Origin of the sequence: Streptomyces sp. NPDC006798 (assembly GCF_040635975.1) — a bacterium.
In the GTDB taxonomy this organism is placed as follows: domain Bacteria; phylum Actinomycetota; class Actinomycetes; order Streptomycetales; family Streptomycetaceae; genus Streptomyces.
The window spans coordinates 40,911-61,838 of sequence record NZ_JBEYIS010000007.1 but is presented as its reverse complement, the minus strand read 5'-3'; the positions used below and the strand labels follow the sequence as shown (position 1 = coordinate 61,838).

Here is a 20,928-nt window from a genome sequence, read left to right as displayed (position 1 = left end):
GGGTTGTGGCGCTCACCCGGAGGGCCAGGGCGCTGGGGGTCCCCCCATGGCCGAAGGCGTAGGGCGCGGGGAACTGCGCGATCAGCCACAAACCGCGCGCGGGCCGGGAAGCCGCGGCCCGGGCGGGGGGGGTCAGTTCAGTGACGGGTCGTCGGGGTACGTCGCGAACATCGCCAGCTCACTGCGCTGGCGCCGCAGCACCGCCCGCCACAGCGCCTCCGGCCGCGGCGACGACACGTCGCCCGGTTCGGATTCGACGACGTACCACGCGCCCTCGTCGAGTTCGGTCTCCAACTGGCCGGGGCCCCAGCCCGCGTAGCCGGCGAAGATCCGGAGGCTGCCGAGGGCGGCGCCGAGGAGTTCGGGGGGTGTCTCCAGGTCGACGAGGCCGATCGCCCCGTACACCCGCCGCCAGCCGAGGGGGCCCTCGTCGCCGGGGATGACGGCGACGCCGAGGGCGGAGTCGAGGGAGACGGGGCCGCCCTGGAAGACGACGCCGGGCTCCCCGGCGAGCGCTTCCCAGGGCTGGAGGATGTCGCCGACGCCGACCGGGGTCGGCCGGTTGAGGACCACGCCGAGCGAGCCTTCGTCGTCGTGGTCGAGCAGCAGGACGACCGCCCGGTCGAAGTTCGGGTCCGCGAGGGCGGGGGTGGCGACGAGCAGTCGCCCCGTGAGCGAGGACGCCTCGGTCATGCGAGCAATGATCCCGCATCGGGCCGCGCGGCGGGACCCGGCCCCCCGGTCGGGCCCCGAGCGGATCCCGGCCCGGAACCGGTCGGGATCGGCGCCGGGATCCCGCCCGGATCGGCGGTCACGCTGCGCGCGGCCCCGGGCACCCTGTGTGCTGTACCGAAATCATGACCCTCTACCCCCTCCCCGCCCTGACGGGGCACGGCCCCCGGCCCCTTACCCTTTTCTCTGGCCCCCTGCCCGACCACTCCGGAACGCGAGATTCATGACCGGCACAGACGATGTACTGCTTGTCCACGGCGGAACTCCGCTGGAGGGCGAGATCCGCGTCCGCGGCGCCAAGAACCTGGTGCCGAAGGCGATGGTCGCCGCGCTCCTCGGCAGTGAGCCGAGCAGACTGCGCAATGTGCCCGACATCCGCGATGTGCGGGTGGTGCGCGGGCTCCTCCAACTGCACGGGGTCACCGTCCGGCCGGGTGAGGAGCCGGGTGAGCTGGTTCTCGACCCGACGCACGTGGAGTCGGCGAATGTCGCCGACATCGACGCGCACGCGGGCTCGTCGCGGATCCCGATCCTCTTCTGCGGCCCGCTGCTGCACCGGCTGGGCCATGCCTTCATCCCGGGTCTCGGCGGCTGCGACATCGGCGGCCGGCCGATCGACTTCCACTTCGACGTGCTGCGGCAGTTCGGCGCGAAGATCGAGCGGCGGGACGGCGGCCAGTACCTGGAGGCCCCGCAGCGGCTGCGCGGCTGCAAGATCCGGCTGCCGTACCCCTCGGTCGGCTCGACCGAGCAGGTGCTGCTGACGGCGGTCCTCGCCGAGGGCGTGACGGAGCTCTCCAACGCGGCGGTCGAGCCCGAGATCGAGGACCTGATCTGCGTTCTGCAGAAGATGGGCGCCATCATCTCGATGGACACCGACCGGACGATCCGGATCACCGGTGTCGACCGGCTCGGCGGCTACACCCACCGCGCGCTGCCGGACCGGCTGGAGGCCGCGTCGTGGGCGTCGGCGGCGCTGGCGACCGAGGGCGACATCTACGTCCGGGGCGCCCAGCAGCGGTCGATGATGACGTTCCTCAACACCTACCGCAAGGTCGGCGGCGCGTTCGAGATCGACGACGAGGGCATCCGCTTCTGGCATCCGGGCGGCTCGCTCAGCGCCATCGCCCTGGAGACGGACGTCCACCCCGGTTTCCAGACCGACTGGCAGCAGCCGCTGGTGGTGGCGCTGACCCAGGCGTCCGGGCTCTCCATCGTCCACGAGACGGTCTACGAGTCCCGGCTGGGCTTCACCTCGGCGCTCAACCAGATGGGCGCGCACATCCAGCTCTACCGGGAGTGCCTGGGCGGCTCCGACTGCCGCTTCGGCCAGCGGAACTTCCTGCACTCGGCGGTCGTGTCGGGCCCCACGAAGCTCCAGGGCGCCGATCTGGTCATCCCCGATCTGCGGGGCGGCTTCTCGTATCTGATCGCGGCCCTGGCGGCCCAGGGGACGTCCCGGGTGCACGGGATCGATCTGATCAACCGGGGTTACGAGAACTTCATGCGGAAGCTCGCGGACCTGGGCGCGAAGGTCGAGCTGCCCGCCGCGGGCACGGCTCTGTAACCGGCCGCTACGGCCCCGGGGCGCATGCCCGCGCCCCGGCCGCCGGTCCTGGTCCCACCGGATCGGCTCCGGCTCCGGATCGGCTCCGGCTCCGGATCGGCTCCGGCTGGAACGACACGAGGGCGGTCACCATCGAATGGTGACCGCCCTCGTCGCTGTCCGGCGACCGCGCTCCGCCGTACGGCGGTACGGCCGTGATCCGGCCGAAGGGTTACTTGCCCTTGGCCGCTTCCTTCAGCTTCGAGCCCGCCGAGACCTTGACGCTGTAACCCGCGGGGATCTGGATGGGGTCGCCCGTCTGCGGGTTGCGCGCGGTGCGAGCGGCACGGTGGGTGCGCTCGAAGGTCAGGAAGCCGGGGATGGTGACCTTCTCGTCGCCCTTGGCGACGACCTCACCGACGGTCTCGGCGAGGGCGGCCAGCACGGCGTCGGCGTCCTTGCGGGTCACCTCGGCGCGGTCGGCCAGCGCGGCCACCAGCTCACTGCGGTTCATGTTCTTACTCCCGTGTTTCTTCTTGCCTGTGAGGCGTGAGATCGAAGCCGATGCTGCCAGGGCCCTCTGACACTCCCCCGGTCAGGGGGTCAGTCAGCTGACCCCGCCCTGTCCGGTGGAATCTCCCCAGGGACGCAGGTCCTCGGAGCAGCATCCTGCCTCCACCAATGGCGGGAACGCCAATCCGGCACCCTCCCGGATCACACGAAAAGCGCCACCGCCCCGCCGTGGTGACGTTCCGTCGACACGGCGGGGACACAACGCAGCCGCGCGGGCCCGTGGTTCCGGCCACCCTAGATCGGCGGCGGGCGCGGCGTGTTCCACGACGCGCCGGGAGCCGAGGTCAGGCGGGGGTGGTAGGGGTCAGGTGGTGGGGGTCACATCGGCCGCCGCGGCCTTGGCGGCGGTCCGGACGGCGCCCGCGACGGCTCCGGCGACCTTGTCGTTGAAGACCGAGGGGATGATGTAGTTCGGGTTCAGCTCGTCCTCGGTGACGACATCGGCCAGGGCGGTCGCCGCGGCCAGCATCATCTCCGTGTTGACGGTCCGCGACTGGGCGTCCAGCAGACCGCGGAAGACTCCCGGGAAGACCAGTACGTTGTTGATCTGGTTGGGGAAGTCGGAGCGGCCGGTGGCGACCACCGCGGCGGTACGGCGGGCGACCCCGGGGTCGACCTCCGGGTCCGGGTTCGCGAGCGCGAACACGATCGCGTCCTCGGCCATCGCGGAGACGTCCTCGGCGCCGAGGAGGTTGGGCGCCGAGACGCCGATGAAGACATCGGCCCCGGCCACGGCCTGCTTCAGGGTGCCGGTGACGCCCTCGGGGTTGGTGTTGTCGGCGATCCAGCGGAGCGGCGTACCCGGGGCCGCGTCGACCAGGTCGGCGCGGTCGGCGTGCACCACACCGTGGATGTCGGCGACGACGGCGTGCTTGACCCCGGCCGCGATCAGCAGCTTCAGGATCGCCGTACCGGCGGCCCCGGCACCGGACATGACGACCCGTACGTCCGAGACGGCCTTGCCGACCACGCGCAGCGCGTTGGTCAGGGCGGCCAGCACCACGATGGCGGTGCCGTGCTGGTCGTCGTGGAAGACGGGGATGTCGAGGGCCTCGCGCAGCCGGGCCTCGATCTCGAAGCAGCGGGGCGCCGAGATGTCCTCCAGGTTGATCCCGGCGAAACCGGGCGCGATGGCCTTGACGATCGCGACGATCTCGTCGGTGTCCTGGGTGTCCAGGCAGAGGGGCCAGGCGTCGATCCCGGCGAACCGCTTGAAGAGGGCGGCCTTGCCCTCCATCACGGGCAGGGCGGCCTTGGGGCCGATATTGCCGAGGCCGAGTACGGCGGAGCCGTCGGTGACCACGGCGACGGAGTTCCGCTTGATGGTGAGCCTGCGGGCGTCCTCGGGGTTCTCCGCGATGGCCATACAGACCCGGGCGACGCCCGGGGTGTAGATCATCGAGAGGTCGTCACGGTTGCGGATGGGGTGCTTGGACTGCATCTCGATCTTGCCGCCGAGGTGCATCAGGAAGGTCCGGTCGGAGACCTTGCCGAGGACGACTCCCTCGATGGCGCGCAGCCCCTCGACGATCTCGTCGGCGTGCGCGGTGGAGGAGGCCGCGATGGTGACGTCGATCCGGAGCTTTTCGTGCCCGGAGGCGGTGACGTCGAGGCCGGTGACGGATCCACCGGAGGACTCCACCGCCGTGGTGAGCTGGGAGACCGCGGTTCCGCTCGCGGGCACCTCCAGCCTGACCGTCATCGAGTACGAGACGCTTGGCGCCGTTGCCATGGCCGGATCCCTCTGCTTTCCCTAGCTCTTTCGCTCCACCGCCGCGGCCCGGCGCTTCGGCTGGGCTACGGCGGCGCACTCCCGATGGTCGCACCTACCTGCGGGTAGCAGGTAATAGTGGTCGTATTGTTTCTGGAAATCTAATTCCACGATACGAGAAAAACCTCAGGTCAGCGGGGTCGTGGACCGCTCGCGGAGGCCGCCCCTGAACAAGATCGGGCCCGCGCCCCGAGGGGACACGGACCCGATCCGACGTGCATAGATGTATACCGCCCTATGCCGACGGTTCTGCGCTGAGTGACACCGGCCCGCCATGCTCGCCTCGCGGCAAGTGGTCGCTCGAAGCGACGAAGGTTGGGCCCGGGGGCTTGGATCGGGCCGGTGCCAACCCCAAGGCTAACAAACTGTTCTTGGTTCGCAGGCGGGTTGCCCCGTACGGACCGCGCCCGTACGCCCACCGGGCCCCGACCGGCGGAATCCGTACGCCCACCCGGCTCCGGGTCAGTCCCGCAGCAGCTCCGGCACCCCCGCCCCGTCCGGCCCGTCCGCCGCCGTGGTGACCACGGTCAGCTCCCGGGTCGCCCGGGTCAGGGCCACGTAGAGCACCCGCAGCCCGGTCTCGTCGGCGCCCGCGATCTCGGCGGGCGCCACCACGATCGACGCGTCGTACTCCAGGCCCTTCGCCTCCAGGGACCCGAGGGCCACCACCCGGTCGCCCAGTCCGGCCAGCCAGCCCGCGGCCTCCTCGCGGCGGTCCATCGCGACCACCACACCGACGGTGCCGTCGACCCGGGCCAGCAGCCGCTCGGCCTCCGCCCGGACCGTCGCGCCCAGTCCCGTACCGCCGCCGTCACCGCCGCCGCCCCCGGCCGGAGCGAACCGGGGCACCACGCCCGTCGAACGGACCGCGGTCGGCGAGGTCGCCCCCGGCATCGCCCGGGCCAGCACCTTCGCCGCCAGCTCGGCGATCTCCGCCGGGTTGCGGTAGTTCACGGTCAGCTCGAACCGCCGCCTCGGCCGGCTGCCCAGCGCCTCGTCCCGGGCCTCGGCCGCGTCCTCCGGCTCGGGCCACGACGACTGCGCCGGGTCGCCCACCACCGTCCAGGTCGCGTGCCGCCCCCGGCGGCCGATCATCCGCCACTGCATGGGCGTCACGTCCTGCGCCTCGTCGACGATGACATGCGCGTACTCGGTACGCTCCGCCGCCAGCCGCTCGGCCCGCTCCCGCTGGGTCTCCTCGCGCCGTGGCATCAGCTCCTCCAGGCCGGTGAGCTGGTCCAGCGGGTCGTACTCCCGCTTCCGCTTCGGCCGGGCCGGGGTGCCCAGCAGGGTGTTCAGCTCGTCCAGCAGGGCCACGTCGTGCACCGACAGCGGCCCGGAGCCGTCCCGGCCGATCCGCCGCAGGGAGCGGGCCGTCGCCCGGACCTCGCCCGGGGTCAGCACCCGGCGGGCCCAGCGGCCGAGCCGCCGCTCGTCGGCCATCGCCGCCAGCACGGCCCGCGGCGTCAGCTCGGGCCACCAGGCGTCGAGGAAGCCGGTGAAGGCGTCCTCGGACGTGACGTCCTCGTCGAAGGAGGACCGCAGCTCGGCCGCCAGCTCGGGGTCCGCGTGCCGGCTCGCCGAGCCGGAGCGGGCGTAGAGCGCGTCCAGCAGCAGCCGCCGGGCCCGGGGCCGCAGCAGATTGACCGGGGCGGTGCCGCCGAGCACGGTCTGCCGGATCCGGCGCAGCTCGGCCGCCTCCAGTTCGATCCGCCGCCCGAAGGCGACGACCCGCAGCAGATCGGTCCGTACGGGCGGCTTCGCCGCGTCGGCGCCGCCCTCGTCGCCGTCGTCGTCGCCGAGGGCGAGCTGCCCGCGCGTCGCGGGCGGCGGCGGCAGCTCCAGCGCGCCCCGGGCGGCCTTCCTGAGCACCTGCAGCATCCGCGACGAGCCCTTGATCCGGGCCACGGCCGGGGTGTCGTAGGCCGTCGCCTCCGCGCCGTCGACCAGATGGCCGACCGCCCGGATCGCGACCTGCCCCTCCTCGCCCAGGGACGGCAGTACGCCCTCCGTGTAGGCGACGAGCAGCGGCGTCGGGGAGACGATCAGGATCCCGCCCGCGTACCGGCGGCGGTCCTGGTAGAGCAGATAGGCGGCCCGGTGCAGGGCCACCGCCGTCTTGCCGGTGCCGGGGCCGCCCTCCACATGGGTGACCGACGCGGCGGGCGCCCGGATGACCAGGTCCTGCTCGGCCTGGATGGAGGAGACGATGTCGCGCATCGTATGGCCGCGGGACCGGCCGAGCGCCGCCATCAGGGCACCGTCGCCGATCACCGCCAGCTCCCGGCCGTCGAGGCTCGCGGTCAGCTCGGGGCGCATCAGGTCGTCCTCGACGCCGAGCACCCGCCGCCCCTTGGAGCGGATCACCCGGCGGCGGACGACCCGGCCCGGGTCGACGGGCGTGGAGCGGTAGAAGGGCGCGGCGGCCGGGGCCCGCCAGTCGATCACCAGCGGCGCGTACTCCTCGTCGAGTACCCCCATCCGGCCGATGTGCAGGGTCTCGCCGATATCGGCGGTGTTGTCGGGGCGTACGGCGTCGTCCGCGGGCTCCACCGAGGTGTAGGCGCCGTCGGGACCCCGTTTGCCGTCCTTGCCGTACAGCAGGTCGATCCGGCCGAAGAGGAAGTCCTCGTACTCGGCGTGCAACCGGTTGAGATGCACTCCGGCCCGGAAGACCTGGGCGTCCCGCTCGGCCAGCGCGCCGGGCGTGCCGACCTGGCCGAGCCGGGCCGCGTCGTGCATCAGGAACTCCGCCTCGTGGATCTTCTCCTCAAGGCGTACGTACACCCGGTCGAGGTGTACCTGTTCGACGGCGATCTCCCGATCGCGGACGGAATCGGCCGCCGGTCCACCGGCCGGGTCCCCGGCCGGTTCCCGGGCCGATTCTCCAGCTGATTCCCGGGCCTTTTCCCCGGCTGATTCCCGGGCGGAGTCGGCCGACGGTCCACCGGCCGGTCCCCGAACCGTGTCTCCGGCCGAACCGTCGGCCGTGTCCGCAGCGGCGTTGTGCCTGGCCACCGAGGCCCCCTTCTGACGTGCACTGGGCAGCCGTCAACCGTACGCGAAGGGGGGCCGTCTGTCAGGCGGGGTCAGGCGTCGATCTCGACCAGTTTCTGATTGCCGAAGGTCCGTACCTCGAACCGGTCGATCTCCTCGCGGTCCATCGCCGCGCCGCCGTGCACGTACAGCGGGTTCTTCGACGCGCCGGTCGGCCCGTCCGGGATGCCGTACCCCCACGCGGGCACCGACCAGGACGTGACGACCTCCTCCTCGCCGGTCTTGGAGACGGCGACCAGATTGCACTTCAGCGGGCCCTTGACGCCCTTCAGCTCCAGGACGGTCCGGGTCCCCCAGCCCTTCCGCTCCATTCCGACGGTCGCCGACACCAGGGTCGTCGGATCGGTCGCCCGGACCTTGTCCCGCATCTCCGCCAGCAGCACGTGCTCGGAGAGGGCCATCGGCAGCGGCCCCGTACGGTCGTACGGCTGTCCCCCGCCGTCGGCGATCAGATACGTCACCACCGGGGCCGCCACGATCAGCGCGGCCGCCGCGGCCACCAGATACGTACCGCGCCTGCGCCGGGCCGACCGGGCGGCGGCCACCTGGCCGAGGAGTCCGTCGAGCGCCCGGGGCCCGGGCGGACCCGGCAGCGGATGGGCCCCCGCGCCCGGTGCCCCCGGTGCCCGGCCGGGCGGACCCTCCCGCCCCGGCACTCCACGGGCGCCGGGACCGGCGCCGGGCCGATACGAACGGGCCGAACCGGAGGACCGGACCGGGCCGGGTGAATAGGGCAATCCCGAAGAGTGAGGGGCGTGAGGGGCGTGAGGGGAATGCGGGGAATAAGGGGAGTGAGGCGAACAGCGTGAACCGGGAGGGGGCGAGGGCGTGGTCGCGGGCGGCACCGGGGCCTCGGCCAGCATGGCCAGCATCGGCTCCAGACAGGAGAACTCCTCCAGCCGTCCGGCACAGATGTCGCATCCCGCCAGATGCACCTCGAACGCGGACATGTCCGCGTCGTCCAGGACTCCGAGCACATACGCCCCCACGGCGTCGTGAATCGAGCCCTGCCCCCGCATGGTCATGCTGTGACCCCCCTTTCCTCCAACGCGAGTTTCATCGAACGCAATGCGTAGAACACCCGCGAGCGGACCGTCCCACTGGGAATGCCGAGCGTTTCCGCCGCCTCGTTGACCGTCCGGCCCTTGAAGTAGGTCTCCAGAAGTACTTCCCGGTGCGCGGGTGTCAAGTCGTCCAGTGCGTCCGAGAGCGTCATCAGCCACAACGCCTTGTCTATCTCGTCCTCCGCGGGCATGACCTCCAGCGGCGACGGGTCGACCTCCTGCGGCCGGGCCTGCCGGCTGCGGTGGCCGTCGATGACGATGCGCCGGGCGACCGTCACCAGCCAGGGTCGGACGGAGCCGGTAGCGCGATTGAGCTGACCGGCGTTCTTCCAGGCACGGATGAGCGTCTCCTGCACCACGTCCTCGGCGCGCTGGCGGTCACCGGCGACGAGACGCAATACATAGGCGAGCAGAGGTCCCGCGTGTTCGCGGTAGAGCGCCCGTACCAACTCCTCGTCGGGGACGGCGGAGAACTGGTACGGCGGCGTGCTGCGATGGCGAGCCCTCTGCGGACGGTCATCGGCCACGGCGGCATCTTTGCGCACCTGCAACCTCCCGGTCGAGACCTTGACATGGCTTCGGCTGACTGCTGTCCCCGTCCTTTACGGACGAAGACGCCTCGGCATTCAAAGCGACCGGAAAAACTTCCGACCAGCCTGAGAAAACGCCCCGTTCGCCCTCCTTTCCCCACTCATTTCCATGGTCGTAACAGTGATTTCACACCGGCCCGGCGGGCGGCCGCGGAACCGCCCCGGCGCCGGGTTCACCCCGTTTTACGTGCCGGGCCACGAAACGGTTCAACGCATCCACGAACAGTCTTCGAATTTCCGGTTTTTCCGGATTCCCGGATTCCCGGATGTCCAGATATCCGGATATCCAGGAATCCGGCTCCTCGGCTTCCCGGGTCCACCGCATTCTCGGGTCCCCGGGCTGCTCGGCTCCCTCGACATCCCGGAGTCTCTCGGCTTCCCGGGGTCCCTCGGCATGCCTGGTCTCCGGCTCCGGCTCGGGAGGCTCCCCGGGTCTCCCGGGCGGCGGATGTCCGCGTCGGCGGATCTCAGGTCCGGGCGAGGGCCGCCTCGGCGGCCCGCCGCCGGTGTCTGGCGACCCGCTCCCGGTTGCCGCAGGTCTCGCTCGAACACCAGCGGCGGCGGCTGCCGCGCGAGGTGTCCACATACACCCTCCGGCAGCTCTCGCCCTCGCACTGCCGCAGCAGCCGCCGGGCCGCCGGGTCGGTCAGCAGCTCTACGGCGTCCCGGGCGACGGCGGCGAGGAGTTCGGCGCAATCGGGGGTCCGGGTCACCGCCCGCACCAGGGTCCCGCTCGGATCCCGTACCGCCCGCACCGCCGGGGGCGCCCCGGCGGCCAGCGCGTTCACCCGGTCGAGGGCGGTGTCGACGGAGGTACGCCCGCCGCCCTCGCCCCACCCCTCGATCTCGGCGCGCACCACCTGGGCGAGATAGCCGCGGAGTTCGGCGAACCGCTCCACCCAGCGGGGACAGTCGGCGGGCAGCGGGGTCCCCGGCGGCACCAGCCGGGCCCCGACCAGCCAGCGCCGCAGCCGCCCGTCCCCGGCGAGCGGCTCGTCCACCGGCCCGCCGCCGGGGGCGGGTTCGGCGGTGGCGACGAGGTCCAGACAGATCCTCCCGCTGTCAAAACGCCAAAAATATGGATCGGGCGCCTCCGGGTCGCGTCCGTCGGCCGACCACAACGGGTCCGCTGCCTGTGCCGCCATGCCCCTGTCACCACCTCGGGCTCGCCACGGGTCTCGCTCCCAGAGTGCTCCTACCCTCCCGCCCCGAAAACACCCCGCGCGCCGCGTCTCTCGGTGGTTCTCCCCAAGGACCGCGCCTTGGCCCTCCGGGTGAGCGCCGCTACCCGGCCCGCGCCCGGCGACCACCGGTTGTCGGCGGCCTTCAGCCCGCCTGTGGCCGTCCGCGCAGTTCCCCGCGCCCCTGGTTGCCCTTCTCGCCGCCCTTGGTAAGAGGCGGCCCCCTTTTACCGGGGGGGTGCCCTTGTCAGGGCGGGGCTGTGGACAGCATTTAGGGCGTGTCTGACGGATCAGGCTGGATCAGCGAGCGGGGTCTGGTGCCGTGGATCGCAAGGCGGAGGAGGGAGTCCACGCGGTGGGGGTACGCCCCCTGGGCTCCGCCCGGGAGGTGCCCCCACCCGCGCCGCCAGGCGCAGGGGGCCGTAGGCGACCGACGACAACGCGGCGAGGCGCGGTGCCAGGGCACGCGAGCCCAGCAAGATCCGCCAGACACGCCCTAGGGGCGCGGGGAACTGCGCGACAAGCCACGGACGGCGCGCGGTCGCCCGACGACATTCGCCCGGCTGGGCGGGTGGCGTGGGCCTCGGCCGGAGGGCCAAGGCGCTGGGGGCCCCATCGCCCAAGGCTCAGGGGGCGGAACTGCGCGAACAGCCACAGGCGGGCCGCAGGCCGCCGACGGCATCAGGCTGCCGGGCGCTGCCCGGATACTCAGGGGCTCGGGGAACTGCGCGACAAGCGACGACGGCGCCGCGCCGAGAAACGCGGCGCCGTCCCGGTGGGCTTACCGCGGAACCGCCCGCCCCGGCGCGATGTCCTCGTGGCGCTCCACCCGCTCGGGCGCGCCCGAACGCGCCGCCGACGCCGTCGCGGGCGCCGCAGGACCGCAGAACGCCGCCTCCAGCGTCCTCGGCAGCGTATTCAGCACCGCCCCCGTGTTGGACGTGTTCGCCACCGCCGTGATCGCCCGCCTCCCGTCTCCCGACGCGAAGGCGAAGGTGTAGTACCCCTGCACGGTCCCGGTGTGCCCGTACACGGACACCCCGCACGACAGATCGCGGCGCCGCAGCCCCAGCCCGTACCCCTGGGTGGAGTTGACCGGCGTCCAGGTCCGCATCTCCGCGAGCGCCGCCGCCGAGGTCAGCCGGCCCTTCATCAGCGCCGACATAAAGGTGTTCAGATCACGGGTGCTGGAGATCACGGCGCCCGCGCTCTGCGCCCAGGACGCGGTCTGCCGGGTGGAGTCGACGAGCGGCGCCCCGGCCTCGTCGGGCCGGAGGTAGCCCTTGACGTGGCGGCCGGGGATCGCGGTGTCCGGGTGGACGTAGAACGTGTCGTCGAGGTCGAGGCGGTCGATGATCCGCCGCTCGTACGCCGTCCCGACGTCCGTCCCCGTCAGCTTCTCGATCAGCATGCCCGCGACGACGAAGTTGGTGTTGGAGTAGGAGTACGTCGTCCCCGGCGTGACCGTCGGCGGCTTCGCGAGGGAGAGATCGAGCAGTTCCCGGTAGCTGAAGACCCGGTTGCGGACGGATTCGAAGCCGGGCACCGTCGCGGCGAACATGTCGTTGGTGTAGTCGTAGAGCCCGGTGCGGTGGCTCAGCAGATGGCGGACCGTGATCCGGGGGTCGATCAGCCCGGGGAGGTAGTCGTTCACGGGCGCGTCGAGCGCCAGCGCGCCCTCGTCCACGAGCTGGAGCAGGACGACGGCGGAGAAGGTCTTGCTGACGCTGCCGATCCGGAACCGGTCGGCGGTGTTGATGGCGCGTCCGGTGTCGCGGTCCCCGATGCCCTCGACCTGCCGGAGTACGCCGATGCCGTCGTCGATCCGGGCCATCGCGCCGGGCGCGCCGTTGGCGAGGGCCGCCTTGAGCGCGGACCGCAGGGCGACGGGGTCGGGGGCGGTCAGGGGCGCGGCCGCCGTACGGGGCGCGCTCGCCCCCGTACCCGTACCGCCCGCGCCCGCCGAGCCGGGAGCACCGGCCGCACCGGGCGACCCGGGCGACCCGGGCGCCGCGACCGCCGACTGCACGGGTACGAGGACCGCGCACAGCGACAGCAGTGCGGCGCCGGCCGCGGTTCCCCTGCTCACCTTGGCTGAGACCATGTGGTCTTTCTCCGTCCTTGGTTCTGGAGGCGGCGGCGCTGACACGCCACCGTCACCAGCTATAGACGGCGATCCGCCGGAAGAGGTGCACCGGCGGGGGTGAACTCCCGTCATGTCCCGTACTCCGGACGCCTCCCGGCGGTGGCCGGCCGGTCAGCGCAGCCCGTCGAGCCGGGGCGCGGACTCCGTCCGGGTCCGCTTGATCTCCTGGAAGCCCGGTACGGACGCCAGCAGCAGAAAGCCGTCCCAGAGCCGCCCGGCCGCCTCCCCGGTGGGTACGGGCGAGACCACCGGACCGAAGAGCCCGATCCGGCCGCCGCCGGGACCGCTCAGGCCGCCGGATTCGCCCGGGCCACCGGATCCGCCGGGGCCGGGGACGCCCAGGACGGGGGTGCCGACGTCGGTGCCGACGAGGGCGACGGCCTCGGCGTGCGAGGCTCGTACGGCGTCGTCGTACTCGGTGGTCCAGGCGGTGTCCGCCGCTCCGGGCGGCAGCCCGGCCCGCTCCAGGGCGCCTGGGATCGCGTCCCACTCGCCGTCGAGATGGAAGGCGGCGCCGAGTTCGCCGAGGAAGGCGCCCAGCGCGTCGGAGCCGTACCGGCGCTCGACGGCCGCGCAGACCCGGACCGGCGCCCACAGATATTCGCCCCAGTCGCCTTCGGGGTCGTCGTCGCGGTGTTCATTGAGTACGGCGAGGCTCATCACCCGCCACCGGACGGAGAGGGGCCGTACGGCGGCGGCTTCCCGGAGCCAGCGGGAGGTGAGATAGGTGTAGGGGCATACGGGGTCGAACCAGAAGTCCACATCCACCGCTCCACGGTAGGCCGCCCGCCGACCGCCGTCACGGGTCGCCGGAAACGCTCCGACCGCATGACAAAGGCCCGGCTGTCGCTGACAGCCGGGCCTTCGCCTCACATGGGATGAGTGGAGATGGCGGGAATCGAACCCGCGTCCAACGGTGCGGAACCAGGGCTTCTCCGAGCGCAGTCCGCTGCGATTTTCTCGGCCCCGGAGATCACACGGACAAGTCTCCGACGGGCTCAGTCACTGTTGGTTGTTCCTCTTGACCCCGTGACCGGGTCTAGAGGTTGAGTTCCCTAGTTGACGCCAGGGTCCGGGTCGGGAACACCCCCGGGCTGACGCTCCATAAGTGAAGTTTCGTCTCTACTGCTTATCAGGCAGCGAGGGCGAAGGCTTCGGAGTTATCGCGCTTGGAATTGGCGATTATTGTTTGCGACATATGGTTTACGAGATCATTGCCGCTTCCTCGGCTCGCTTCCCCTGCCTCGACATCCGCTGTCGAAACCGATCATCCCCATGTTGAATTTTCAAGCAGTACCGACGGCAGCCCGTCGGCTCGCCCCTCACCGAGGGACGTTCCCATCGTACGGGACCAACACGATCCGGTGCCAGCGCATTCCCCGGCACCCCGTTCCGCGCCGGAGCCGCAGCGGCGCCGCGCCGGAACGCGAGCCCCGGCGAGAGGTCCGGCGAGGTCCGACAGGGAGGCCCTAGCGGGGCTCCTGCGCCCGCTGCCGCCGCCGCGCCGCCGAGATCGCCTTGTCCGTCTCGCGCCGGTCCTGCCGCTCCCGCAGCGTCTGCCGCTTGTCGTACTCCTTCTTGCCCCGCGCCAGGGCGATCTCCACCTTGGCCCGGCCGTCCTTGAAGTACAGGGCGAGCGGTACGACCGTATGCCCCGACTCCTGCGCCTTGGACTCCAGCTTGTCGATCTCCGCCCGGTGCATCAGCAGCTTCCGCTTCCGCCGCGCCGAGTGGTTGGTCCAGGTCCCCTGCGAGTACTCGGGTACGTGCACGTTGTGCAGCCACGCCTCGTGTCCGTCGATCTGGACGAACCCGTCCGCCAGGGACGCCCGCCCCTGGCGCAGCGACTTCACCTCGGTACCGGTGAGCACCAGACCGCACTCATAGGTGTCGATGATGTGATAGTCGTGCCGCGCCTTCTTGTTCTGCGCGATCAGCTTGCGCCCTTTTTCCTTAGCCATAGTGCCGTCATTTTCGCACTACGACCCCGCCCCGAGGCCACTCAATACCGTCTCGGCCCGCTCCTCGGCGTCCTCGCCGTCCGCCGGGGTCAGATCGGGCACGATGCCCCGGCCGTCGACCTGGTGCCCCTCGGGCGTGCGGTAGTGCCCCACGGTCAGCTCGGCCACCGAGCCGTCCAGCAGCGGTCTGGGCATCTGGACCGACCCCTTGCCGAACGTCCGGGTACCGACGGTGACGGCCCGGCCACGGTCCTTCAGGGCGCCGGTGACCATTTCGGCGGCGCTCATCGTGCCCCCGTCGACCAGGGCGACCACCGGCCGGCCGGTGTCGCCGCCGGGCTCCGCGTACAGGGCGTGCTGCTCGCCGTCCACGTCGTAGGTGGCGACCAGGCCGCCGTCGAGGAAGGCGGAGGCGGCCGTCACGGCCTCGGTGATCAGCCCGCCGCTGTTGCCGCGGAGATCGAGCAGTACCCCGGCGCCGTCGGGCGCCTCGGCCACGGCGTCCTTCACCCGCTCGCCGGTCCCCCGGGTGAACGAGGACACCCGGATCTTCACCGCGCCGCCCGCGAGCCGCTCGACCGTCACGGACTCCGCCGACAGGGTCGTACGGACCAGCCGCTCGGTCCACGCCCGGCCGCCGCGTTCGAGGCCGAGGGTGACGTCCGTCCGCTCGTCGCCCCGCAGCAGGGCGACGATCTCGGTGACCGGGCGGCCGTCGACGGAGCGCCCGCCGATGGTCCGCAGCCGGTCGCCGGCCCGGATCCCGGCCCGCTCGGCCGGGCCGCCGGGCCGGACCCGGGCGACCTCCACCCGGCCGTCGGCGGAACGCTTCGCCCGGAGCCCGACCCCGGTGTACTCGCCGTCGAGGCTCTGCTGGAACCTGGCGTACTCGTCCCGGTCGTAGACCGCGCCCCACCGGTCGCCGCTGCGGCTGACGACCTCCCGGGCCGCCTTCGTACCGGAGCCGCCCTCGGCCACCGCGTCGGCCGCGGCCCGGGCCACGGCATCGGGGTCCACGGTCGCCCCGGCGGGTCCCGCGGCCAGTGGGCGGTGGTCGTCGGCGGGCCGGTCGACCGGCAGCGCGTCGGTCACGGCGCCGGTGGCCAGCACCCCGGCGAAGACCAAAGTCAGGGCCGCCCCGCGGCGGGAGCGGCGGGGCCGAGGGCGGAACTCAGGGCCCGGCATGGGCCCGAGTCTAGGACAAGCCTCGGGTGCCGTACGGTCGTTGCCCGCACGGCGCCCGGGGTGGATGTCACACCTTGAGGTACTTGCGCAGGGCGACGAAAGCGGCAAGGGCCGGCATCAGCAGACCGATCACCACGACCAGCGGCAGGGTGGCCGCGACCGCGTCCCAGCCGATGAAGTTGATCAGCGGCATCTTGTCGGCGAGCGCCAGTCCGTGGTCGATCAGGAAGTAGCGGCCCGCGATCAGCATGCCCGCCGCCATCAGCCCGCCCAGCAGCCCGGCGATCGCCGCCTCCAGGATGAACGGCAGCTGGATGTAGAAGCTGGACGCGCCCACCAGCCGCATGATCCCGGTCTCACGCCGCCGGCTGAACGCCGACACCCGTACCGTGTTGACGATCAGCATCAGCGCCACGAGCAGCATCAGCGACATCAGGGCGATCGCCGCCCGGTTCATCCCGGTCATCAGATCGAAGAGATTGGTCAGGACGTCCCGTTGGTCCTCGACCGACTGCACTCCGGCCCGGCCCGCGAAGGCCGTCTCGACCACCGCGTACTTCTCCGGGTCGTGCAGTTTCACCCGGTACGACTCCGGCATCTGGTCCGGTGTGATCGTATCCGCGAGAGGAGTGTCGCCGTAGCTCTCCTTGTAGCGCTTGTACGCCTGCTCCGCGCTCTCGTAATGGATTTTGTCGACGATCTCCATCTTTTCGAGCTCGGCCTTGATCTGGTCCTTCTGCCCGCCGGTCACCGCGCCCTTGGAGCACTGCTTCGAGAACCGCGCGTCATTCTTGTTGCAGAGGTAGATCGAGACGTTGACCTTGTCGTACCAGTAGTCCTTCATCGTGCCGACCTGCTTGCTCAGCAGTACGGCGCTGCCGAAGAGGGCCAGCGACAGGGCGACCGAGATGATGACGGCGAAGGTCATCGTGAGATTGCGGCGGAGACCCACACCGATCTCCGACAGGACGAACTGGGCGCGCATCGCGTGCGATCAGCCTTTCTCGCGCAGGTGGTACGGAAACGGGTCCGCGACGGCCGTCAGTGCTGGTAGCCGTAGACGCCGCGGGCCTGGTCGCGGACGAGGCGGCCGTGTTCCAGCTCGATGACGCGCTTGCGCATCTGGTCGACGATGTTCTGGTCGTGGGTGGCCATCACCACCGTGGTGCCCGTCCGGTTGATCCGGTCGAGCAGCTTCATGATCCCGATGGAGGTCTGGGGATCGAGATTTCCCGTCGGCTCGTCGGCGATCAGCAGCATCGGCCGGTTGACGAACGCCCGCGCGATCGCGACCCGCTGCTGTTCGCCGCCGGACAGCTCACCGGGCATCCGGCGCTCCTTGCCGCCGAGCCCGACCAGGTCGAGCACCTGCGGTACGGCCTTGCGGATCTCGCCGCGCGGCTTTCCGATGACCTCCTGGGCGAAGGCCACGTTCTCGGCGACGGTCTTGTTCGGCAGCAGCCGGAAGTCCTGGAATACGGTGCCCAGCTTCCGCCTTACCTGCGGCACCTTCCAGTTGGAGATCTTCCCCAGATCCTTGCCGAGGACATGGACCGTACCGTGACTGGCCCGCTCCTCCCGGAGGACCAGCCGGAGGAAGGTCGACTTGCCGGAGCCCGAGGAACCCACCAGGAACACGAATTCGCCCTTGGTGATCTCCAGGGAGACATCGTGCAGCGCTGGCCGGTTCTGCTTGGGATAGGTCTTGGAGACATGGGCGAATCGGATCACGGGACACACCATGGTCGGCCGGGAGCAGAGGTGTGCGTGACACTACGCGAACCGTCCGTGAGTACGCAGTCGACGGCCGGGGTTGCGAAGATTGTCACGCCCATTTGCCGCTCCCCCGCAAGGGGGAAGAAACCGGGCCCCGCGCCGAACGGCGCCGGAGCTGGCACAGTGGTAGGGGAACAGTCGCGTCGCCCGGAGCGTTCTGCCACCAGAGGTGTGCCGACGGCCCGCGGAAAGCGGCTCGGCGCGGGAGGAGGAGAGCGCATGACCTATGACCGTCTGGTGTGCGCCAACTGCGCGGCCCCGGTCTCCGAGGGCCGCTGCCCGGTATGCCGCGCGAACCGCGAGCGGCTCCAGCAGGAGGGCCCCCTGGCGTCGCTGACGCCCGCGGCGCTGGCCGCGCTGCTGATCGTCCTGATCGCGGCGGTCGCGGTACTGGCGACCCGAACGGCCTGACGTCACGAGGAAGGGCCCGGGGTGCTGTGCCGCACCCCGGGCCCTTCCTCGTACTCCGCGCCGTCCGGGGTGACCGGCCGTGATCCGGCCGGTTCACCCCGTCACGCATCGCTCGCTCAGACGGCGGCGCGCCCGCCGACCAGCCGCGGCAGCATCCGGAACCCGATCCCACCGGCGATCATGGTCGCCGCCCCGACGAGCAGGAACGTGACCTCCATCGCACCGGTCTCGGCCAGCTCTTCCTTGGCCTCGCCCTGCTGGACGGGCTGGGACCCGGCGTTGTTGGTGTCGGCCTGGTTCCCACCACCGGTCGAGCCACCGTTGGACCCGCCCGTGGCACCGTCGGTCGAACCACCGTTGGAGCCGCCGGTCGACCCACCGGTTGAGTTCCCGCCACCCTGGGTGCCGTTGCCGCCGGTGCTCTGACCGGCATGGCTGTTGCCGCCGCCGGTGTCGTTACCGCCGTCGTCACCGCCGCCGGGGGTGCCGTTGCCACCACCCGGAGTGCCGTTACCACCACCGGGGGTCCCGTTACCGCCACCGGGGGTCCCGTTACCGCCGCCCGGGGTCCCGTTGCCACCACCCGGAGTGCCGTTGCCACCACCCGGAGTGCCGTTGCCACCACCCGGAGTGCCGTTGCCACCACCGGGAGCGCCTTCACCGCCGCCGGGGGTCCCGTTACCGCCGCCCGGAGTGCCGTTACCGCCACCGGGGGTCCCGTTGCCACCGCCCGGGGTGCCGTTGCCACCGCCCGGGGTGCCGTTGCCACCACCGGGAGCGCCTTCACCGCCACCGGGGGTCCCGTTGCCACCGCCCGGGGTCCCGTTACCACCGCCCGGAGTGCCGTTACCGCCACCGGGGGTCCCGTTGCCACCGCCCGGGGTCCCGTTACCACCGCCCGGAGTGCCGTTACCACCACCGACGTCGTTGCCGCCGTCGACACCACCGGCACCGGTGGCGCCGCCATTGGTCGCGCCGTCACTCTGAATGCCCAGGCTGACGTCGGCGGACGTCTCACCGGTGAACGCGGAGGCCGCACCGGCCACCGTCAGCGACGCGCCTGCAGCGATCACCGCGCCGGCGGCGATACGTGCCACGCGGATTCGCGTCTTCTTCGTCATCTACCTGCTACCCCCAGTAGCTATTCGTCAATGGAGCCGGGTCTCCGGGGCGGCTACTCAGGGGAGAACCACCGTCCTCACCCCGCTCGCCCACGCCCTGGAAACACGCATGCCGCGCGCCAGCCTGTCCAGTATTCGACGAGGCGTCAAGCCGGTTCCGCGAACGATGCCCGATATAGGGGTGGTTGCCGGACCAGAGGCGACTCAACCGTGACCCCATAGGCTGAACTCACCCCATAGGGAACCGACTTTACCGTCTTGTCGACAAAGAAGCCGGAGTGATCATCTCCACCAATCGCCCCGCCTTCGGACACTCAATCGACCCGCGGGCCATTCCGAATGAGGTGATCCACCTCGTCCTCAATATCGTCCCGGCCGCCATGATCGACATGGATTCGATTCCCATTCCACCCACTCCGGCGAAGAGTTCGCGGTCGAGAATCCCACCCCCTTCAATATCCGAATCACCGCCACCGCACCCGGGAACGCCGAGAGCGCCGACCCCGGAGGGCCGGCGCTCTCGCCGTAGGGACGGGGTCGTGCCCCGGAGGCTACTTCTCCTGGCTCTGGCCCTGGCGCTTGCGCCAGCGGATGCCCGCCTCGAGGAAGCCGTCGATCTCGCCGTCGAGGACGGACTGGGGGTTGCCGACCTCGAACTCCGTACGGAGGTCCTTGACCATCTGGTACGGGTGGAGGACGTAGGAACGCATCTGGTTGCCCCAGGAGTTGCCGCCGTCGCCCTTGAGGGCGTCCATCTTGGCCTGCTCCTCCTGGCGGCGGCGTTCGAGGAGCTTGGCCTGGAGGACGTTCATGGCGCTCGCCTTGTTCTGGATCTGGGAGCGCTCGTTCTGGCAGGAGACCACGATGCCGGTGGGGATATGGGTGATCCGGACCGCCGAGTCCGTCGTGTTGACGCCCTGGCCGCCGGGGCCGGAGGCGCGGTAGACGTCGATCCGGAGTTCGGACTCGTCGATCTCCACATGGTCGGACTGCTCGACCACGGGCAGCACCTCGACACCGGCGAAGGACGTCTGGCGGCGGCCCTGGTTGTCGAAGGGCGAGATGCGGACCAGCCGGTGGGTGCCCTGCTCGACGGAGAGGGTGCCGTAGGCGTAGGGGGCCTTCACCACGAAGGTGGTGGACTTGATCCCGGCCTCCTCCGCGTAGGAGGTCTCGTAGACCTCGGTGGAGTAGCCGTGCCGCTCGGCCCAGCGCATGTACATCCGCTGGAGCCGCTCGGCGAAGTCGGAGGCGTCGACGCCGCCCGCCTCGGCGCGGATGTTGACGAGGGCCTCGCGCTCGTCGTACTCGCCGGAGAGGAGGGTACGTACCTCCATCTCGTCGACCGCGCGGCGGACGTCCGTCAGCTCGGCCTCGGCCTCGGCGAGGGTGTCGGCGTCGTCCTCGGCCTCGGCCAGCTCGAAGAGGACCCCGAGGTCGTCGATCCGGCCGCGGAGGTGCTCGGCCTTGCGCAGTTCGGCCTGGAGGTGGGAGAGCCGGCTGGTGATCTTCTGCGCCGCCTCCGGGTCGTCCCAGAGGGACGGGGCGGCCGCCTGCTCCTCGAGCACGGCGATGTCTGCCCTGATCCTGTCGAGGTCCAGAACGGACTCGATCGACCCCATGGTCGCGGAGAGGGACTTCAGCTCTTCGGATACATCGACGACTGCCACGCGTCCAAGCGTAACGGCTGCCCGGCCCGGCCCGGCCCGCCAGGTGGTGACCCCGTGCCCCGTCGGGGCTCCCACCGGGGCGAATGCGGGCGAGGGCCGGTCCCGGCGGGCGTACGGAAAGGGCCGCCTCGGCGGTACGGGCCC

The 20,928-nt window shown here is 71.3% G+C and carries 17 protein-coding genes, 1 other RNA gene and 1 pseudogene; 2 read left to right on the top strand and 17 right to left on the bottom strand.

What is annotated here, in order from left to right:
- Positions 1-132 precede the first annotated feature (132 nt).
- Positions 133-693 carry a YqgE/AlgH family protein gene (locus ABZ714_RS06555; RefSeq protein ID WP_358824025.1) on the bottom strand — a complete coding sequence of 187 codons (561 nt, stop codon included), beginning with the start codon at positions 691-693 and terminating at the stop codon, positions 133-135.
- A 262-nt stretch (positions 694-955) separates the two neighbouring features.
- Here ABZ714_RS06555 and murA point away from each other — a divergent pair, with 262 nt between their 5' ends.
- Positions 956-2,299 carry a UDP-N-acetylglucosamine 1-carboxyvinyltransferase gene (murA, locus tag ABZ714_RS06550; RefSeq protein ID WP_358824024.1) on the top strand — a complete coding sequence of 448 codons (1,344 nt, stop codon included), beginning with the start codon at positions 956-958 and terminating at the stop codon, positions 2,297-2,299.
- 211 nt (positions 2,300-2,510) lie between these two features.
- On the opposite strand, the gene ABZ714_RS06545 is transcribed toward murA, so the two are convergent.
- The 14 genes and pseudogenes from ABZ714_RS06545 to ftsE form a co-directional block, all read right to left on the bottom strand.
- Positions 2,511-2,792, bottom strand: a complete 282-nt coding sequence (locus tag ABZ714_RS06545; protein WP_004571953.1) for an HU family DNA-binding protein — start codon at positions 2,790-2,792, stop codon at positions 2,511-2,513.
- 363 nt (positions 2,793-3,155) lie between these two features.
- Positions 3,156-4,583: an NAD-dependent malic enzyme gene (locus ABZ714_RS06540; RefSeq protein ID WP_358824023.1), complete on the bottom strand. Its 1,428-nt coding sequence runs from the start codon at positions 4,581-4,583 to the stop codon at positions 3,156-3,158.
- A 501-nt stretch (positions 4,584-5,084) separates the two neighbouring features.
- Positions 5,085-7,409 carry a UvrD-helicase domain-containing protein gene (locus ABZ714_RS06535; RefSeq protein WP_358824022.1) on the bottom strand — a complete coding sequence of 775 codons (2,325 nt, stop codon included), beginning with the start codon at positions 7,407-7,409 and terminating at the stop codon, positions 5,085-5,087.
- Positions 7,410-7,711: 302 nt separating this feature from the next.
- On the bottom strand, positions 7,712-8,416 hold the full coding sequence (locus ABZ714_RS06530) for a hypothetical protein (RefSeq protein ID WP_358824145.1): 705 nt from the start codon (positions 8,414-8,416) through the stop codon (positions 7,712-7,714).
- 102 nt (positions 8,417-8,518) lie between these two features.
- Positions 8,519-8,704 (bottom strand): annotated as a pseudogene (locus ABZ714_RS06525) (zf-HC2 domain-containing protein); the annotation flags it as partial.
- Positions 8,701-9,294 (bottom strand): sigma-70 family RNA polymerase sigma factor, encoded by a 594-nt coding sequence (locus ABZ714_RS06520; protein WP_358824021.1) that lies wholly within the window; start codon positions 9,292-9,294, stop codon positions 8,701-8,703. The pseudogene ABZ714_RS06525 and the gene ABZ714_RS06520, both read right to left, overlap by 4 nt.
- Before the next feature lie 506 nt (positions 9,295-9,800).
- A complete protein-coding gene (locus ABZ714_RS06515) occupies positions 9,801-10,478 on the bottom strand; it encodes a CGNR zinc finger domain-containing protein (protein ID WP_358824020.1) in 678 nt (225 codons plus the stop codon).
- Positions 10,479-11,295: 817 nt separating this feature from the next.
- Positions 11,296-12,618 (bottom strand): serine hydrolase domain-containing protein, encoded by a 1,323-nt coding sequence (locus ABZ714_RS06510; protein WP_358824019.1) that lies wholly within the window; start codon positions 12,616-12,618, stop codon positions 11,296-11,298.
- 153 nt (positions 12,619-12,771) lie between these two features.
- Positions 12,772-13,428: a disulfide bond formation protein DsbA gene (locus tag ABZ714_RS06505; protein ID WP_358824018.1), complete on the bottom strand. Its 657-nt coding sequence runs from the start codon at positions 13,426-13,428 to the stop codon at positions 12,772-12,774.
- A gap of 112 nt (positions 13,429-13,540) precedes the next feature.
- Positions 13,541-13,935, bottom strand: a transfer-messenger RNA (tmRNA) gene (gene ssrA, locus ABZ714_RS06500).
- Between the two features lie 194 nt (positions 13,936-14,129).
- Positions 14,130-14,621: an SsrA-binding protein SmpB gene (gene smpB, locus ABZ714_RS06495; RefSeq protein WP_358824017.1), complete on the bottom strand. Its 492-nt coding sequence runs from the start codon at positions 14,619-14,621 to the stop codon at positions 14,130-14,132.
- Between the two features lie 18 nt (positions 14,622-14,639).
- On the bottom strand, positions 14,640-15,806 hold the full coding sequence (locus tag ABZ714_RS06490; protein WP_358824016.1) for a S41 family peptidase: 1,167 nt from the start codon (positions 15,804-15,806) through the stop codon (positions 14,640-14,642).
- A 67-nt stretch (positions 15,807-15,873) separates the two neighbouring features.
- Entirely contained in the window at positions 15,874-16,791 is a 918-nt protein-coding gene (ftsX, locus tag ABZ714_RS06485; RefSeq protein ID WP_358824015.1) for a permease-like cell division protein FtsX, read from the bottom strand.
- A gap of 56 nt (positions 16,792-16,847) precedes the next feature.
- The gene (ftsE, locus tag ABZ714_RS06480) at positions 16,848-17,537 is read right to left on the bottom strand and encodes a cell division ATP-binding protein FtsE (protein ID WP_358824014.1); all 690 of its coding nucleotides are present in this window, start codon (positions 17,535-17,537) and stop codon (positions 16,848-16,850) included.
- A gap of 264 nt (positions 17,538-17,801) precedes the next feature.
- Here ftsE and ABZ714_RS06475 point away from each other — a divergent pair, with 264 nt between their 5' ends.
- Positions 17,802-17,993 (top strand): hypothetical protein, encoded by a 192-nt coding sequence (locus ABZ714_RS06475; RefSeq protein ID WP_358824013.1) that lies wholly within the window; start codon positions 17,802-17,804, stop codon positions 17,991-17,993.
- A 116-nt stretch (positions 17,994-18,109) separates the two neighbouring features.
- Here the strand turns inward: ABZ714_RS06475 and ABZ714_RS06470 are convergent, their stop codons facing one another.
- Together ABZ714_RS06470 and prfB are read right to left on the bottom strand one after the other, a co-directional pair.
- Positions 18,110-19,090, bottom strand: a complete 981-nt coding sequence (locus ABZ714_RS06470) for a hypothetical protein (RefSeq protein ID WP_358824012.1) — start codon at positions 19,088-19,090, stop codon at positions 18,110-18,112.
- Between the two features lie 575 nt (positions 19,091-19,665).
- On the bottom strand, positions 19,666-20,784 hold the full coding sequence (gene prfB, locus ABZ714_RS06465) for a peptide chain release factor 2 (RefSeq protein ID WP_358824011.1): 1,119 nt from the start codon (positions 20,782-20,784) through the stop codon (positions 19,666-19,668).
- Positions 20,785-20,928: the final 144 nt, after the last annotated feature.

Excerpts from the sequence above, each read along its gene's own strand:
- ABZ714_RS06555 (WP_358824025.1), bottom strand. The coding sequence starts at position 693 with ATGACCGAGGCGTCCTCGCTCACGGGGCGACTGCTCGTCGCCACCCCC.
- murA (WP_358824024.1), top strand. The coding sequence starts at position 956 with ATGACCGGCACAGACGATGTACTGCTTGTCCACGGCGGAACTCCGCTG.
- ABZ714_RS06545 (WP_004571953.1), bottom strand. The coding sequence starts at position 2,792 with ATGAACCGCAGTGAGCTGGTGGCCGCGCTGGCCGACCGCGCCGAGGTG.
- ABZ714_RS06540 (WP_358824023.1), bottom strand. The coding sequence starts at position 4,583 with ATGGCAACGGCGCCAAGCGTCTCGTACTCGATGACGGTCAGGCTGGAG.
- ABZ714_RS06515 (WP_358824020.1), bottom strand. The coding sequence starts at position 10,478 with ATGGCGGCACAGGCAGCGGACCCGTTGTGGTCGGCCGACGGACGCGAC.
- ABZ714_RS06510 (WP_358824019.1), bottom strand. The coding sequence starts at position 12,618 with ATGGTCTCAGCCAAGGTGAGCAGGGGAACCGCGGCCGGCGCCGCACTG.
- smpB (WP_358824017.1), bottom strand. The coding sequence starts at position 14,621 with ATGGCTAAGGAAAAAGGGCGCAAGCTGATCGCGCAGAACAAGAAGGCG.
- ABZ714_RS06490 (WP_358824016.1), bottom strand. The coding sequence starts at position 15,806 with ATGCCGGGCCCTGAGTTCCGCCCTCGGCCCCGCCGCTCCCGCCGCGGG.
- ftsX (WP_358824015.1), bottom strand. The coding sequence starts at position 16,791 with ATGCGCGCCCAGTTCGTCCTGTCGGAGATCGGTGTGGGTCTCCGCCGC.
- ABZ714_RS06475 (WP_358824013.1), top strand. The coding sequence starts at position 17,802 with ATGACCTATGACCGTCTGGTGTGCGCCAACTGCGCGGCCCCGGTCTCC.